Source organism: Silvimonas iriomotensis (genome assembly GCF_014645535.1).
Taxonomy (GTDB): domain Bacteria; phylum Pseudomonadota; class Gammaproteobacteria; order Burkholderiales; family Chitinibacteraceae; genus Silvimonas; species Silvimonas iriomotensis.
This window is the reverse complement of sequence record NZ_BMLX01000001.1, coordinates 569,662-585,632: the sequence shown is the minus strand read 5'-3', so window position 1 is coordinate 585,632 and position 15,971 is coordinate 569,662. Positions and strand designations below refer to the sequence as shown.

General features: G+C 61.2%; 14 protein-coding genes. 8 read left to right on the top strand and 6 right to left on the bottom strand.

Annotation, left to right across the window (positions count from 1 at the left end; translation table 11 throughout):
* The first annotated feature begins 168 nt into the window (after nucleotides 1-168).
* The 6 genes from IEX57_RS02645 to gltS all read left to right on the top strand — a co-directional run bounded on the left by IEX57_RS02645 (nucleotide 169) and on the right by gltS (nucleotide 8,071).
* The gene (locus IEX57_RS02645; RefSeq protein ID WP_188702035.1) at nucleotides 169-1,368 is read left to right on the top strand and encodes a Bcr/CflA family multidrug efflux MFS transporter; all 1,200 of its coding nucleotides are present in this window, start codon (nucleotides 169-171) and stop codon (nucleotides 1,366-1,368) included.
* An 80-nt stretch (nucleotides 1,369-1,448) separates the two neighbouring features.
* Entirely contained in the window at nucleotides 1,449-4,076 is a 2,628-nt protein-coding gene (gene alaS, locus IEX57_RS02640) for an alanine--tRNA ligase (RefSeq protein WP_188702034.1), read from the top strand.
* Nucleotides 4,077-4,331: 255 nt separating this feature from the next.
* Complete coding sequence (locus IEX57_RS02635) at nucleotides 4,332-4,718, top strand: hypothetical protein (RefSeq protein WP_188702033.1); 387 nt, start codon at nucleotides 4,332-4,334, stop codon at nucleotides 4,716-4,718.
* 116 nt (nucleotides 4,719-4,834) lie between these two features.
* A complete protein-coding gene (lysA, locus tag IEX57_RS02630) occupies nucleotides 4,835-6,076 on the top strand; it encodes a diaminopimelate decarboxylase (RefSeq protein ID WP_188702032.1) in 1,242 nt (413 codons plus the stop codon).
* 107 nt (nucleotides 6,077-6,183) lie between these two features.
* Complete coding sequence (locus IEX57_RS02625) at nucleotides 6,184-6,693, top strand: GNAT family N-acetyltransferase (protein WP_188702031.1); 510 nt, start codon at nucleotides 6,184-6,186, stop codon at nucleotides 6,691-6,693.
* Between the two features lie 181 nt (nucleotides 6,694-6,874).
* Nucleotides 6,875-8,071 carry a sodium/glutamate symporter gene (gene gltS, locus IEX57_RS02620; protein WP_188702030.1) on the top strand — a complete coding sequence of 399 codons (1,197 nt, stop codon included), beginning with the start codon at nucleotides 6,875-6,877 and terminating at the stop codon, nucleotides 8,069-8,071.
* Here gltS and IEX57_RS02615 read toward each other — a convergent pair.
* Nucleotides 8,068-9,018 (bottom strand): D-2-hydroxyacid dehydrogenase, encoded by a 951-nt coding sequence (locus IEX57_RS02615; protein WP_188702027.1) that lies wholly within the window; start codon nucleotides 9,016-9,018, stop codon nucleotides 8,068-8,070. The genes gltS and IEX57_RS02615 overlap by 4 nt on opposite strands.
* Before the next feature lie 103 nt (nucleotides 9,019-9,121).
* On the opposite strand from IEX57_RS02615, the gene mdtD reads away from it, so the two are divergent.
* Together mdtD and IEX57_RS02605 are read left to right on the top strand one after the other, a co-directional pair.
* The gene (mdtD, locus tag IEX57_RS02610; RefSeq protein WP_188702025.1) at nucleotides 9,122-10,549 is read left to right on the top strand and encodes a multidrug transporter subunit MdtD; all 1,428 of its coding nucleotides are present in this window, start codon (nucleotides 9,122-9,124) and stop codon (nucleotides 10,547-10,549) included.
* A 33-nt stretch (nucleotides 10,550-10,582) separates the two neighbouring features.
* Complete coding sequence (locus IEX57_RS02605; RefSeq protein ID WP_188702024.1) at nucleotides 10,583-11,137, top strand: DJ-1 family glyoxalase III; 555 nt, start codon at nucleotides 10,583-10,585, stop codon at nucleotides 11,135-11,137.
* A 15-nt stretch (nucleotides 11,138-11,152) separates the two neighbouring features.
* Here the strand turns inward: IEX57_RS02605 and IEX57_RS02600 are convergent, their stop codons facing one another.
* From IEX57_RS02600 to IEX57_RS02580, 5 genes are all read right to left on the bottom strand, one after another.
* Complete coding sequence (locus IEX57_RS02600) at nucleotides 11,153-12,019, bottom strand: CheR family methyltransferase (RefSeq protein ID WP_188688332.1); 867 nt, start codon at nucleotides 12,017-12,019, stop codon at nucleotides 11,153-11,155.
* A 32-nt stretch (nucleotides 12,020-12,051) separates the two neighbouring features.
* Nucleotides 12,052-12,420 (bottom strand): DnaJ family domain-containing protein, encoded by a 369-nt coding sequence (locus IEX57_RS02595; protein WP_188702021.1) that lies wholly within the window; start codon nucleotides 12,418-12,420, stop codon nucleotides 12,052-12,054.
* A 37-nt stretch (nucleotides 12,421-12,457) separates the two neighbouring features.
* Nucleotides 12,458-13,942, bottom strand: a complete 1,485-nt coding sequence (gene ubiD, locus IEX57_RS02590) for a 4-hydroxy-3-polyprenylbenzoate decarboxylase (protein WP_188702019.1) — start codon at nucleotides 13,940-13,942, stop codon at nucleotides 12,458-12,460.
* 85 nt (nucleotides 13,943-14,027) lie between these two features.
* Nucleotides 14,028-14,936, bottom strand: coding sequence for a D-hexose-6-phosphate mutarotase (locus IEX57_RS02585; RefSeq protein WP_188702017.1), 909 nt, complete (start codon nucleotides 14,934-14,936; stop codon nucleotides 14,028-14,030).
* A gap of 182 nt (nucleotides 14,937-15,118) precedes the next feature.
* Entirely contained in the window at nucleotides 15,119-15,916 is a 798-nt protein-coding gene (locus IEX57_RS02580) for a dienelactone hydrolase family protein (protein WP_188702015.1), read from the bottom strand.
* Nucleotides 15,917-15,971: the final 55 nt, after the last annotated feature.

Sequence of the window (15,971 nt, the reverse complement as noted above, 5' to 3'; positions counted from 1 at the left end):
AACAATCAGCCACCAGCAATCAGATTTATCACAGAAACCCGGCAGTATCCAGGCGGATAACGCAGCGATATGCCGTAACAGGAAAAAACAGGTGATAATGACAACCAATTTTCCGCTGCCACTGCCCGACACAACCGGGCAGGCGTTTTGTCCCGCCCCGGTTTAACCATGCAAAACACCCAGAAAACACCACTTTCGCTCGGCGCCATTGTGCTGCTGGGCACGCTGACGGCCATCGGCCCGATGTCGATCGACATGTATCTGCCCAGTTTTCCGTCCATCCAGCAAAGCTTCAATACCGAGGCCGGCATGGTGCAGTGGACGCTGGCCAGCTTCTTTATCGGTCTGGCGCTGGGCCAGTTGTTTTATGGCCCGATTTCAGACCGCTTTGGCCGCAAGCCGCCGCTGTATTTCGGCATGCTGCTGTATGCCGCGGCCAGCGCAGGCTGCATGCTGGCGCCCAATATCGAAACCCTGATCGCCTGCCGCTTTTTGCAGGCACTGGGCGGCTGCACCGGCATGGTGATCTGCCGCGCCATTGTGCGTGACCGCTGCGAACCCCAGACTGCCGCCAGAATCTTCAGCATGCTGATGCTGGTCATGGGCCTGGCGCCGATTCTGGCCCCGTTGCTGGGGGGCTGGCTGGCCGTCCATAGCAGCTGGCGCGTGCTGTTCGGCATTCTGGTCGCGTTTGGTTTGATCTGCGTGACAGGCATTCACTTTGGCCTGACCGAGACGATCGACCGCCACAAAGCCGCGCCGCTGCATCTGGGCAACGTGGTGCAAGGTTATGGCCAGTTGCTGCGTGACCGCTGGTTTCTGGGCTACACGCTGTGCTCTGGCCTGGCAAGCGCCGGCATGTTTGCCTATATCACCGGCTCGCCCTTTGTACTGATCAACCTGCACGGCATTCCGGCCGAGCATTTTGGCTGGGTGTTTGGCAGCAACGCCTTTGGTCTGATCCTGGCCTCGCAACTCAATACGCGTTTTCTCAAAGCCAACGATATCGACACCCTGCTGCGCCGCGCGCTCTGGTCGCCCTTCCTGGCCGGGCTGCTGTTGCTGGTGACCGCCTGGCTGCATATTGATGCGCTCTATGTGCTGCTGCCTTGCCTGTTTTTCTTTGTCGCTGCCATCGGCTTTATCGGCCCCAATGCCTCGGCCGCTGCACTCAAGCACCACGGCGCGCGCGCCGGTCTGGCCTCGGCCTTGATGGGCAGCTTGCAGTTCACGCTGGCCACCGTGGTCGGCTTTCTGATGGGCGCCTGGCAAGACCCCAGCGCCCGCCCGCTGGCCACCTTGATGTGCCTGTGCGGGGTGGGTGCCTGGCTGGTTCATCGCACGCTGGTGATGCGTCAGTCGCAATAGCTTGCGCGCCGCCTGTTCGCTGGCGGCGCTTTTGTTTACAATCGAACGTTTCCCATTTAGCCCCGAACACGCCCACGACCATGACATCCGCAGAAATCCGGCAGAAGTTTCTCGATTTCTTCGCCTCGAAAGGCCACCAGATTGTGGCTTCTTCGTCGCTGATCCCCGCCAACGATCCGACCCTGCTGTTCACCAATGCGGGCATGAACCAGTTCAAGGACGTGTTCCTGGGCTTTGACAAGCGCCCGTACACCCGTGCGACCACCTCGCAAAAAGTGGTGCGCGCTGGCGGCAAGCACAACGATCTGGAAAACGTCGGTTACACCGCACGTCACCACACCTTCTTTGAAATGCTGGGCAACTTCAGCTTTGGCGATTACTTCAAGGAAGACGCCATCAAGTTTGCGTGGGAGTTCCTGACCAGCAAAGAATGGCTGGCCCTGCCGACTGAAAAGCTGTGGGTCACCGTCTACGCCGAAGATGACGAAGCCTATGACATCTGGCACAAGCAAGTGGGCGTGCCGGCTGAGCGCATGATCCGCATTGGCGACAACAAAGGCGCCAAGTACGCATCCGACAACTTCTGGACCATGGGCGATACCGGCCCGTGTGGCCCGTGTACCGAGATTTTCTTCGACCACGGCGCGGACATCTGGGGTGGTCCTCCGGGATCGCCTGAAGAAGACGGCGACCGTTACATCGAAATCTGGAACAACGTGTTCATGCAGTTCAACCGTGATGAATCCGGTGTCCTGCACAAGCTGCCCAAGCCCTCGGTGGATACCGGCATGGGTCTGGAGCGCATCTCTGCAGTGATGCAGCACGTGCACTCCAACTATGAAATCGACCTGTTCCAGGCCTTGATCGCCGAAGCGCAAAAAGTGACTGGCGCCGAAGACATCAACAGCCCGTCGCTGAAGGTGATTGCGGACCACATCCGCTCGTGTGCGTTCCTCGTGGCTGATGGCGCCCTGCCCGCCAACGATGGCCGCGGCTACGTGCTGCGCCGGATCATCCGCCGCGCCATCCGCCACGGTTACAAGCTGGGCCAGAAGGGTTACTTCTTCCACAAGCTCGTCGCTAAACTGGCCGAACTGATGGGCGATGCCTATCCGGAGCTGCGTCAGCGCCAGTCGCAAATTGAAGACGCGCTCAAGCAAGAAGAAGAAGTGTTCGGCCGCACGCTGGAAAACGGCATGACGCTGCTGGAGTCGGCACTGGCTGGTGGCAAGACCGTGCTGGATGGCGCTACCGCCTTCAAGCTGGCCGATACCTTCGGCTTCCCGATCGACCTGACCGCCGACGTTTGCCGCGAACGCAATCTGACCGTGGACATGGAAGGCTTTGAGAAGGCGCTGGAAGCACAACGCCAGCAATCCAAGGCAGCCGGCCAGTTCAAGATGGCAGCAGGTCTGGCCTACGAAGGCGATGCCAGCGCGTTCCACGGTTATACCGAGAACAGCCGCGATGCCAAGGTGATCGCGCTGTACCGCGGTAACGAACCGGTACAAGCACTGGCTGCCGGCGATGATGGCGTGGTGGTGCTGGATAACACCCCGTTCTACGCCGAGTCTGGCGGCCAGGTGGGCGATACCGGCGAGATTTCCGCTGCTGGCGGCATCAACGCCCTGTTTGACGTCACTGACACCCAGAAAGTGAAGGCCGATGTGTTCGGTCATCAGGGCCGTCTGGTGCGTGGCGCGCTGAAAGTGGGCGATGTGGTCACTGCCACTATCGACCTGCACAAGCGCAGCGCCACCGCGCGCAACCACTCCGCCACCCACTTGCTGCACGCCGCGCTGCGCGAAGTGCTGGGCAAGCACGTGGAACAAAAGGGTTCGCTGGTCAACAGCGACCGCACGCGTTTCGACTTCAGCCACCCCAAGCCGGTGACCGCTGAAGAACTGGCGCGCATTGAATCGCTGGTGAATCACGTGGTCATGCAGAACTACGCGGTTGACGTCGCCAACATGAGCTATGACGACGCCATCAAGGCCGGCGCCATGGCACTGTTTGGCGAAAAGTACGGCGACGAAGTACGCGTGCTGAAGATGGGCGATTTCTCTACCGAACTGTGCGGCGGCACCCACGTGCATCGCACCGGTGATATTGGCTTCTTCAAGATTCTGGCCGAAGGCGGCGTAGCCGCTGGCGTGCGCCGCGTGGAAGCCACTACCGGCGAAGGCGCTGTGGCCGTAGCCCAGGGTCTGGATCGTGAACTCAAGCAAGCTGCAGCGCTGGTGCAAGCCCAGCCCGGCGAGCTGATCGCCAAGCTGGAAAAGCTGCAAGACAACGCCAAGGCGCTGGAAAAGGAACTCGCCAAACTCAAAGGCCAGCTGGCCGCGAGCAAGGGCGACGAACTGGCCGGTGAAGCCATCGCCATCGGCAACGCCAAAGTGCTGGCCGTAGAACTGCCGGGCGCGGACAACACCGCGCTGCGTGAAACGCTGGACAAGCTCAAAGACAAACTCGGCTCTGCCGCGATCGTGCTGGGCTCTGCCGCAGACGGCAAGGTGACGCTGGTGGCCGGCGTAACGGCCGATCTGACTGGCAAGGTCAAGGCTGGCGAACTCGTCAACTTTGTCGCCCAGCAAGTCGGCGGCAAGGGCGGCGGTCGTCCGGATATGGCCCAGGCGGGTGGTACGCAGCCAGAAAACCTGGCCGGCGCACTGGCTGGCGTGAAGGACTGGGTTGCCGGCAAGCTGTAATACAGTTTGATCTGGCCAGTTAAAACGGGCGCCTCTCCAGGTGCCCGTTTTTTATTTGCTGGCGAATCAGTCGCGGGCTTTGATGTGTGTGGAATACGCGCATCGCCGTATCGCCAAGGAGGAATGTCGCGAGTGCTTCGAATCCGCCCTGCGACACCCGCCGTCGCCACCTCCCGCGTCAAAATGCCTTTCAGCCGCACTCCTCCAGGCGCTAACATCAACGCTTCAACCAAACCCTCAGCAGGAGCCACTCCCGTGCCATTTAACTGGCTCGCCGCCGTCCAGGCCATTCCCTGGGGTCAGGTGATCGACAACACGCCCAAACTGATCGAAGCCACCCGCAAGCTGTTCACCCGCTCCAGCCAGCCGCTGCCGCCAGAGCCGGTACCGCCGCCCAATCTGGATAGCAATGACAAAGAAGCGTGGCTGGAACAGCAACTGGCGCAAACCCGCGCCGATCTGGCTGACCTGCAGCACGATCTGCAAGAGTCGGTACGCCTGATCAACGGGCTGGCCGAACAGAACGCGCAGATGGTGCTCGCCATCGAGCGTCTGCGCATCCGCACGCGCTGGTTCGGGTTTGTGGCCGCGCTGGCCCTGGCCGGGGTGCTGGGTCTGGCATTGTCCGGGCGCTTGCACTGATCCGGCGCAAGGCGCACCGGTTTGATGATCTGTTACAGCGCGCCCGGTGTAAAAGTACGCCGGCCATGTAGAATAAGGGTTTTCCAGCACACAAAAACAACGGACACCGGAATTCCATGAAGCCAGCCAACGGCCCCCTGCTTGCCCGTATCGCCGAACAGTTCGGTACGCCCTGCTATGTTTATGACGCCGCAATCATCCGCGAGCGCATTGAACAGCTGCGTTATTTCGATGTCGTGCGTTTCGCGCAGAAAGCCAACTCCAACGTGCATCTGCTCAAACTGATGCGCGAGCAAGGTGTGCTGGTCGATTCGGTGTCTTTGGGTGAACTGGAACGTGCGCTGGCCGCAGGTTACCAGGTGGCCGACGAGCCCTGCCCCATGGTGCTGACCGCCGATATTCTGGATCGCGCCACGCTGGACCGCGTTGTGGAACTGAAAGTGCCGGTCAATGCCGGTTCGCCGCAAATGCTGGAACAACTGGGCGAGAAAAGCCCGGGTCACCGCGTGTGGTTGCGCATCAACCCCGGTTTTGGTCACGGCCACAGCCGCAAGACCAACACGGGCGGCGAGTCGTCCAAGCATGGCATCTGGTACGAACACCTGGGCGAGGCCATTGAACTGATCAAGCGCTACAAGCTCGATCTGGTCGGTCTGCATATGCACATTGGTTCGGGCGTGGATTACACCCACCTGCAACGCGTGTGTGATGCCATGGTGGAACAGGTCAAGACCTCCGGCCACGATATCCGCGCCATTTCTGCTGGCGGTGGCCTGTCTGTGCCGTACCACGCCGATCAAACCGCCACCCGCGTGGATACCGAACACTACTTTAGCATCTGGGACAAGGCGCGCAAGCAGATTGAAGCGCATCTGGGCCACCCGGTGCATCTGGAAATCGAACCCGGCCGCTTCATTGTGGCTGAAGCCGGCAAACTGCTTGCCGAAGTGCGCGCCAAAAAAGATGTCGGCAGCAACCACTTCGTGCTGGTCGATGCCGGTTTCAACGACCTTACCCGCCCGGCCATGTACGGCTCTTACCACGAGATCAGCGTGGTCAGCAGCGATGGCGTGGAAAAGCGCAACCCGACGCGCCCGACCGTGGTTGCCGGCCCGCTGTGTGAATCCGGCGACGTGTTCACGGTGGAAGACGGCGGCATTGTCGCGCCACGCGCCTTGCCAGATGCCGAGATCGGCGATTTGCTGGTGTTCCACGATGCCGGTGCCTATGGCGCCAGCATGTCGTCCAACTACAACTCGCGCCCGCTGGTGCCGGAAGTGCTGGTCGATGGCGACAAGATCACCCTGATCCGCCGCCGCCAGACCATTGCCGAGCTACTGGCGCTGGAAAACGTCTGAGCCACTGCCGGCACGTTGTTGAGTTGATCCATGAAAAGCCCCGGCAACGGGGCTTTTTTGTTGCGTCTCTTGCCGCACACGCTTCTGCCACAGACAGAGCCTTTGCCATGACCAGCCACATTCGCCCAGCCGTACTTGCCGATGCGCCCGCCATCGCCGTCATTCATATTGCCGCGTGGCAAGCGGCCTACAAACAGATCGTAGCGCCGGGTTTTCTGGCCACCATGAACCTGCAAGCACGCACGCAACGGTGGCAACGTAATCTGTCCCGGCCCTGGCCGGGGTTTCTGGTGGCACTGGATTCAGATGAGGCCGTCGTGGGCTGGATCGGGTACGGTGCCGATAACGAAGTACCGCCCGATTGCGGTGCCATCAAGGGTTTGTACATTGCGCCGGCGCATTGGGGCGCCGGTCACGGCGCGGCACTGCTGCACGCCGCCCTTTACGCGCTGCGCCGTCAGGGCTGGCGCCATGCCGGGCTGGTGGTGCTGGAGGCCAACCGCATGGCCCGTGCGTTTTATGAGAAACACGGCTTTCATACCGATGGCGTCGCCCAGCCCCATCACGTCGGTGAACAATCCCTGCCCGTCTTGCTGTATCGCCGCGCGCTGGACTAATCGCCCACGCCTGACCTGCGCCGGTTCTACCCGGCAGGCACGGCTGACTCACCGCACAGTTTTTGCCACTGTGCCATCAGGCCAAGGCTGATCAGTATGTCATTGGTCTGGGTTTAATCACGCCCGCACAAGTGCCATGCTCACCTAAAATCAACCGTTGCCCTTAACGGACGTGATTTTCATGCAACTTGATGTCTACGGCACGCTGGTTGCCGCTTCTCTGGTGCTACTGGTGGGACGTTTATTGATTAGCCGCCTCGCCTTTTTGCGCAACTACAGCATTCCCGAACCCGTGGCCGGCGGGCTGATTGTGGCGCTGGTACTGGCGCTTGCCCACTCGGCGCTGCAGGTGGACGTGAATTTCGATAAATCCCTGCAGACCCCACTCATGCTGGCGTTTTTTGCCTCGATTGGTCTGAATGCAGACCTGGCCAGCCTGCGCCGTGGCAAGGTGCTGACCGTGTTCCTGCTGGTAGTCACCGGTTTGTTGATCACGCAAAACCTGGTCGGCGCGGGGTTGTCGCTGGCCTTGGGGATCAATCCGCAATTTGGCTTGCTGGCGGGCTCGATCACGCTCTCGGGCGGGCATGGCACCGGCGCGGCCTGGGCCAAGGTGTTTACCGAGAAATACGGGCTGGCCAGCGCGACTGAAATCGCCATTGCCTGCGCCACGTTCGGGCTTGTTTGCGGCGGCTTGCTGGGCGGCCCGGTCGCGCGTTTTCTGGTCCGGCGCGTCAAATTGCCTGATGAAAAACACAGCAGTACCGCGGGCGCACACACCTTTGAACAGCCGCATGCCATGCGCCTGATCACGGTGCAATCGTTCATTGAAACTCTGGCGCTGATCGCGGTCAGCCTGCTGGGCGGCCAGTATATTGCCGGCTTGCTGGGTGGCACCGCGGCCGAACTGCCGGTGTTCGTCTGCGTGCTGTTTGTCGGCGTGGTGCTGCGCAACGTGCTGGGGCTGACTGGCTGGTATCGCGTATTTGACCGGGCGGTTTCCGTGCTGGGCAACGTCAGCTTGTCATTATTCCTGGCCATGGCGCTGATGAGCCTGCGCCTGTGGGAGCTGGGCGGCCTCGCCCTGCCTGTATTTATCATTCTGGCGGTGCAGACGCTGGTCATGGCGGCCTATGCCATCTTCGTCACCTTCCGCGTCATGGGCGCCAATTACGATGCAGCGGTGCTGGCCGCCGGCCATTGCGGCTTTGGTCTGGGCGCCACGCCCACTGCCATCGCCAACATGCAGGCAGTGACGGACCGCTTTGGCCCGTCACACATTTCTTTCCTGGTGGTGCCGATGGTGGGCGCGTTCTTTATCGACATCATCAACGCCATTGCCATCAAGCTCTTTCTGGCGTTGCCGTTTTACGGCTAGACCAGCACATTGCGCGGTTCACCGCGCAAAAATGCCTCGATGTTGTCGATCAACTGGCCGGCCAGCACGGACATGGTTTCCACGCTGGCCCATGCCACGTGCGGGGTAATGATCAGATTGGGCAGATTCACGTCCAGCAGCGGGTTGCCGTTGCGCGGCGGCTCTTCAATCAGTACGTCCAGCCCGGCCCCACCCAACTGGCCGCTTTGCAGGGCCGCCAGCAGCGCGGCTTCATCCACCAACCCGCCCCGCGCGGTGTTGATCAGCACACAACCGGGTTTAAGCAAAGCCAGTTCACGCGCACTGATCACGTTGCGGGTTTGCTCATTCAGCGGACAATGCAGGCTGAGCACATCCGCCTGCGCCAGCGCCTCTTCAAACGCCCTATAACCGGTGCGGATCTGCGTTGCGCCTTTGCGCTCGGCGTAGACAATCCGCATGCCGAATGCTTGCGCCAGATTCGCCGTCGCCTGCGCCAGCGTGCCTGACCCCAGCAGCACCAGCGTGCCGCCGGCCAGGTCATGCATGGGCGCGCCAAACAGACAGAAACCCGGAGCACGTTGCCAGTCGCCGGCGGCCACTGCATGGCGGTAAGCCGGCAATTGTCGTTTGAGCGCAAGCATCAGCATCAAGGCGTGCTCAGCTACACCGGCAATGGCGTAGTCGCGGATATTGCACACCGTGACGCCATGCTGGCGGGCAGCCACAAGATCGACCTGGTTATAACCCGTTGCGGCGACTGCAATCAGTTTGAGCGCCGGCAGCGCGGCGATGGTGGCAGCATCCAGCGGCACCTTGTTGGTAATGGCCACCTGAGCACCTTCAAGGCGCGAGACCACCTCGGCCGGCGTGGTGAGCGGATACTGCGCCCACTCATGCGGCACATTCACAGCCCGCACGGGCACCGGCAGGGTTTCACGATCCAGGAAAACAATACGGGGCGGCACGGGTTTGTCCTTGCTGATAGAGAGATCACAAAGGGCAGAGATTAATCCATCTGCTGTCTAGAATCAGTAGCAACCCTCAAACCCCTCAAAACAAGAAACCGCCATGCCGCCAGTTCTGGACCCGCGCACCGCCAAACTTCTCCCCTGGATTGTGGCCATCGCCTTTTTTATGCAGATGCTGGACGGCACCATTCTCAACACAGCGCTGCCCTCCATGGCAGCCAGCCTGAATGAGAGCCCCTTGCGCATGCAGTCGGTGGTGATTGCGTATCTGCTCACCGTGGCTTTGCTGATCCCGGCCTCGGGCTGGATTGCAGACCGGTTCGGCACCCGGCGCGTGTTCTTTAGTGCCATTTTGCTGTTCAGCATTGGCTCGCTGCTGTGCGCCGAATCACCCACGCTGGGGTTTCTGGTGGCCGCACGGGTGATCCAGGGGATTGGCGGCGCGCTGATGGTGCCGGTCGGGCGGCTGGTGGTGCTGCGGGCGTATCCACGCTCAGAACTGGTAGATGTGCTCAGCTTTGTGACCTTGCCTGGCATGGTCGGCCCGCTGATTGGCCCGACGCTGGGTGGCTGGCTGGTGGAGTACGCCTCCTGGCACTGGATTTTCCTGATCAACATTCCGGTCGGCATCCTGGGCTGTATTGCCACGCTTAAATACCTGCCGGATCTGCGCGGGCCGGAACGGGTGCGGTTTGATTTCACCGGTTTTTTGCTGTTTGGCGCAGCCATGGTGCTGGTATCGGTGGCGCTGGAGGGCCTGGGCGAGCTGCATCTGGCGCATGCGCGGGTCATGCTGCTGTTGCTGGCCGGTCTGGCCTCGCTGGCGGCGTACTGGCTGCATGCTGCCAATCACGCCAAACCCATTTTCAGCCTGATGCTGTTCCGCACGCATACTTATGCAGTCGGGATTCTGGGCAATGTGTTTGCCCGCCTGGGTAGCGGTGCCATGCCTTTTTTGATGCCCTTGCTATTGCAGGTGGGCTTGGGGTTCTCGCCCTCTCAGGCCGGTATGACCATGATCCCGACCGCGGTGTTTGCCATGTTTGCCAAAGCCATCGCCCGGCGCTTGATCGAACGCCTGGGATATCGCCGCTTGCTGACCATCAACACACTCTTGCTGGGGGCGTTGATCGCCAGCTTTGCCACGGTCGGTGCCCATACGCCCTACCCTTTGTTGCTGGTGCAGCTGGCCATCTTTGGCGCGGTCAATTCGCTACAGTTCACCGCCATGAATACGGTCACGCTCATTGATCTGTCCGAAGCCGACACCAGCAGCGGCAACAGCCTGCTTTCGGTGGTCATGCAATTGTCGGTCAGCCTTGGCGTGGCGGCGGCGGCGGCGTTGCTGCAAGGCTTCGTGGCGCAGTACGTGCATCCGTCCGAGGGACAGGTACTCGAATCGTTCCACTATACTTTTCTGTGTGTGGGCGGGATGTCGGTGCTGGCTGCGGCCATCTTCCTGCAACTGTCACCGGATGCCGGCCGCGCAGCCACGGTTGTGGAACACCACGCCGCCGGTGAAATGTAAACACCGCGACGACCCGGTTCTGGAGGAAACATCATGACGACCGCGCATGTGTATGTCGCCCCGGGGTTCGAAGAAGTCGAAATGATCACCATTGTCGACGTGCTGCGCCGTGCGGGCGTCGAAACCACCATGGTGGCATTGACCAGCAGCCGCGCTGTTACCGGTGCGCATGACATCACCATTCAGGCCGATATCGCGTTTGATGCCGCCGATGGCGTGATCGCAGACGCCATCATCCTGCCCGGTGGCGGCCCAGGCACGGCGGCGTTGCAGCAAAAAGCCGAACTGACGCCACGCCTACTGGCGCATCTGAACGCGGGCAAACTGGTGGCGGCCTTGTGTGCGGCGCCCACCGTGCTGGCGCGGGCCGGCATCCTCTCCGGGCGCAACGCCACTTGTTTTCCGGGATGTGAAGAAGTGCTGCGTGAAGGTGGCGCCCATGTGACGGCGGCCAACGTCGTGAACGATGGTCAGGTCACGACATCACGCGGGGCGGGTACGGCCGGGTTGTTTGCGCTGGATCTGGCGCGCCAGCTGGTGGGCGAAGACGCCGCCCGCGCCGTCGGCCGCGCCATGTTGTATGTCTGAGACCCGATCCCGGGCTTAACGCAGCCCGCTACGCAAGGGGCTGGTAGACGTGGCCGCCGCGCCGCCCTGCACCCGCTCATACACGGTCTTGCTGCGCAGCTTGAAGATGTCTGCGGCGTGATACAGATTTTCTGAATGCCCGACAAACAACAGACCATCGGGCTTGAGCAGCGGCGCAAAGCGCTGCAACACCTTCAGCTGGGTCGGTTTATCAAAATAAATCATGACGTTGCGGCAGAAAATGGCATCCAGCGGGCCGCGAATCGGCCAGTTGGGCTCCATCAGGTTCACGCGCCGGTACACGATCAGATCGCGCAGCTCCTGCTTTGCACGGTAACGGCCATCGGGCTGGCGATCAAAAAAGCGCCGGGCCCGGTTGTTTTCCAGTTTTTCCACTTCATCGGCGCTGTACACGCCCTGGCGCGCGGTCTCCAGCACGCCGGTGTCCAGATCAGTCGCAATGATGTGTACCGGCGGGCGCAGCGTATCAAACGCTTCGCAGGCGGTAATGGCCATCGAATACGGCTCTTCACCCGTGCTGGAGGCAGAACACCACAGGTTCAGCACGCCACTGCCGCGCGCTGCCTTCAGGTGGTCGGCCAGCATCGGAAAATGATGCGACTCGCGGAAAAACGAGGTCAGGTTGGTGGTCAGCGAGTTGGTAAAAAGCTCGAACTCTTTACTGTCGCCGCGTTCCAGCACCTGCAGATATTCATTGAAAGTGCGCAAACCCAGCGCGCGCAGCCGTCGCGCCAGGCGCCCGTACACCATGTCGTGCTTGGCCGGTGTCAGCGCAATGCCAGCGTAGTTGTAAATCATCACCCGGACTTTTTCGAAATCCTGTTCGGTGAAGGCAAATTCGCGAGGGGTATTGGTGAGCATGGGCGTTGCTTTCAAAAGTTATGGTTTGCGGGTCATTCGCGGCGGGAAAGCCTGGCTTCAATCAAGGCCAGGTACCCTGCCGGCACCTTGAGCGATGGATGCCCGGCATGCGTCAGCCACTGATTCAGTTGTTCCAGCCGCGCCAGTTGTTCTGCCGTTATTTCTGTATCGCTGGTGGCCAGCCGCATTGCAAGTTCTACCGCCTCTTTGTGCATTTCAAGTTCAGGCGGCAAAAAGCCACTGTTCTTGAGCACCCGGAACGCAAGGCGCTGATGCTCGGGCACAAGCGGGTCTATCTCGTCATCAGGCAGCGGTTTGCCTGCGCCGGGCAGGTTATCAAGCTCACCCTGATCCCGTGCTTCGGCAATCCGCCGCTCTGCCAGCTCTGTCAGAAACCACATGCACCCTCCTTGCCGCCGGGCCGGTCGCGATGGCGGCTTACAGGCCCAGCTCCGACCACATGGCATCGACACGCGCCACAACGGCCGGGTCTTTCTCGATCGGGCGGCCCCACTCGCGGCTGGTTTCACCCGGCCATTTGTTGGTGGCATCCAGCCCCATCTTGCCACCCAGCCCGCTGACGGGCGAGGCGAAATCCAGATAATCAATCGGCGTGTGTTCCACCAGCGTGGTGTCGCGCACCGGGTCCATCCGCGTGGTGATCGCCCAGATCACTTCTTTCCAGTCACGCGTGTTCACGTCTTCATCCACCACCACGATGAACTTGGTGTACATGAACTGCCGCAGGAATGACCATACCCCAAACAGGATGCGTTTGGCATGCCCCGGATACTGCTTGCGGATCGAGACAATCGCCATGCGGTAGCTGCAACCCTCGGGCGGCAGGTAAAAATCGACGATTTCCGGAAACTGCTTTTGCAGGATCGGCACGAATACTTCATTGAGCGCCACACCCAGCACGGCCGGCTCATCGGGCGGCTTGCCGGTATAGGTACTGTGGTAAATCGGGTTCTGCCGCTGGGTAATGCGGTCAACGGTGAAGACCGGGAACCAGTCTTGCTCGTTGTAATAGCCGGTATGGTCGCCGTACGGCCCTTCCAGCGCGTGCTCGTAGCCCGATGCGTGGCCGGCATCCGGATAAATATGCCCTTCCAGGATGATCTCGGCGGTGGCCGGCACTTGCAGGTCACTACCCAGGCACTGCACCACTTCGGTTTTGGAGCCGCGCAGCAAGCCGGCAAACTGGTATTCGCTCAGCGTATCGGGCACCGGCGTCACCGCACCCAGAATGGTGGCCGGATCACACCCCAGCACCGCGGCCACCGGGAACGGCTTGCCCGGATTGGCCTTGGCGAATTCGCGAAAATCCAGCGCGCCGCCACGGTGCGCCAGCCAGCGCATGATGACCTTGTTGCGGCCAATGACCTGCTGCCGGTAAATACCCAGGTTCTGCCGCTTCTTGTGCGGCCCGCGGGTCACCACGAGGCCCCAGGTAATCAGCGGCGCCACGTCCCCCGGCCAGCAATGTTGCACCGGGATACGCGCCAGATCGACATCTGGCCCTTCAATGACGGTTTCCTGGCACAGGCCGCGGCGCACTTCTTTGGGCGCCATGTTGAGCACCTGCTTGAGCAAGGGCAGCTTGTCCCATGCATCACGCAGGCCGCGCGGCGGCTCGGGCTCCTTGAGGTAGGCCAGGGTCTTGCCGATCTCCCGCAAGGCGCCCACGTCATCGGCGCCCATGCCCAGCGCGACACGCCGGGGCGTACCAAAAAGATTGCCCAGCACCGGCATGTCGCTGCCTGGCACGTTCTCGAACAAAATGGCCGGGCCGGCCGCACGCAAGGTGCGATCACAGATTTCGGTCATTTCCAGCACGGGCGAGACTGGCGCGGTGACGCGCTTGAGTTCACCCTGCTTTTCCAGTTGCGCCATAAAGTCGCGCAAGTCGCTGTATTTCATGGGACTCCACTGCAAAGCAGACGGGCCGCACTGCGGCGGCCCGACGGATTAATCGCAAGTTGCGACTATTTTACAGATTTACAGATTACTCGACAGACAGCGTCATCGTGGCGTGGTGAACCTGGCCCGGCTGCAGGGTCGGAGAGAACTCCCACGCATCGCCGCGCTCCACGCACAGATAACCGACATAGTTACCCGGGCCAATGTCCGCGATCTTGTCCGCGTTGGTCCAGGCGTTCCAGACAATGGCGCAATGTGTATCGGCGCTATCGATCTTGATGCTGCGTGCCGGCGTCTTGATATGCTGGGTGCGCGGCACGTCCACATACACGCGGTCAGTCGGGCCGACCAGTTGCACATCGCCTTCTTGCTTATGGCGCGGCTTGTCTTTGGGAATGGTATCGATGAAGGTCGTGCCCGCCAGGCCGGTAATGACGGCGTCGGTAACCTTGCCCACATTGAAATAGGTATGCAGGGCCAGCGAGTGCAGTTGCGGCGCATTGCCCTTGTGCTCAATGGCCAGATCCAGATGCAAGGCCTTGCCCACGCTGATTGCCAGACGATAGACAAAGGCATGCGGCCACAGCGCGCGGGTGGCGTCGTTGTCGCGCAGTTCCAGTGTCACGCGGGTGACATCGGCGGCGGGCTGGCTGGCTTCAACCAGTGTCCAGATTTCATTGCGCGCAAAGCCGTGCTTGGGCTTGTCTTCATCTTGCGGGTGCGGGCCGAACCACGGCAGGCACAGCGGAATACCGCCACGAATGGCTTCACCTGCGGCAAATTGCGCATTGGGCGAAATCCACATGACATCTTCGCCACCCCGCGGGGTAAACGACACCACGTGCGCGCCTTGCAAGGCGATGGTGGCCTGGCCGCCGGCGTTCTCGACCGTCAGCAGGTCCAGCCCCGCGCCGGCATAGGTGCCGGTAGAGGAGACAATGGCAAGACCGGGGACACTGGCCAGGATTTGTTGTTCTGTTTGGCTAAGGCTCATTTCGCTGACTCCTGCATGGCGCACACGCAGCGGCCCTGGCACGGGCCGCACTGACAATGGCGCAAGATAAAAGCTGAAACGGCGGCGCTTGCTGTGCGCCACCCCGGGACGAGATCATCACCCACACTTTGCCCGCCTGGCAATGCACCAACCTTGATTAAAGCAAGGCCGGCAATATCAAATCATTGCTTTTTGACGGGTGTTGGCGTCGGCGCACGCGAAGTGCGCTGCTCGTACGGATAAGTATGGAATGGATCCAGCCAGCGCGAGCACCATTTGAAGACGCGGCGGTAGGCATCATCGGTGGCAGCCTGATTGTAGCCCACCGTGACGCCCTGCCCCGGATGCTGCTCGTTGGGAATATCCTTGCGCACATGCACTTCCACACCCGGATCATCAAAGTCGTGGAAGACTTCCGGATAGCTCACAAGGCGAAAGGTATCCATACCCGAGTGCGACACCAGATCGCGGCACGGCTCAACCGGCGTCCAGTCGTCTGCTTCACCGGCCAGCACCAGGGTTGGCGCGGCTGGCTGGTAGCGTTGCGATAATTTCAGGAACGGTGCGCAAGAAGGATAAAACGCCACAGCAGCGCGCACGCCCGGGTTGTCCGAGTTCATCAGCGACAACACGGTGGTCGCACCCTGCGACCAGCCCAGCACTGCAATGCGGCTGCTGTCGATTTCCTTGCGGGCCTTGAGCCAGTTGATTGCGCGTTGCGCGTCTTCAGCGCGGCGCTGCACATTCACCGGGCGATCATGGCTGGGTGTCGTGCACACTTCATGCACGCCGCGCGGGCCAAAGCTGTCGACCATCAAGACGCCGTAGCCCAGTTCCTGCAGCAAACCGGCCATGCGTGCCGGCCGTGCCGCCATGACGCCAGGTTTGACCCACAAGCCGCTGCAGTCATGCAACAGCAGCATGCCAGGCGCGTTGACATTGCCGGATGGCGGCGGCGTGTATTCTGCGGTGAGCGTCACCCCGCCTACACCCGGGATTTCGACACGGTTTGCCCTTGCAGGTTGTGCCAGCAGT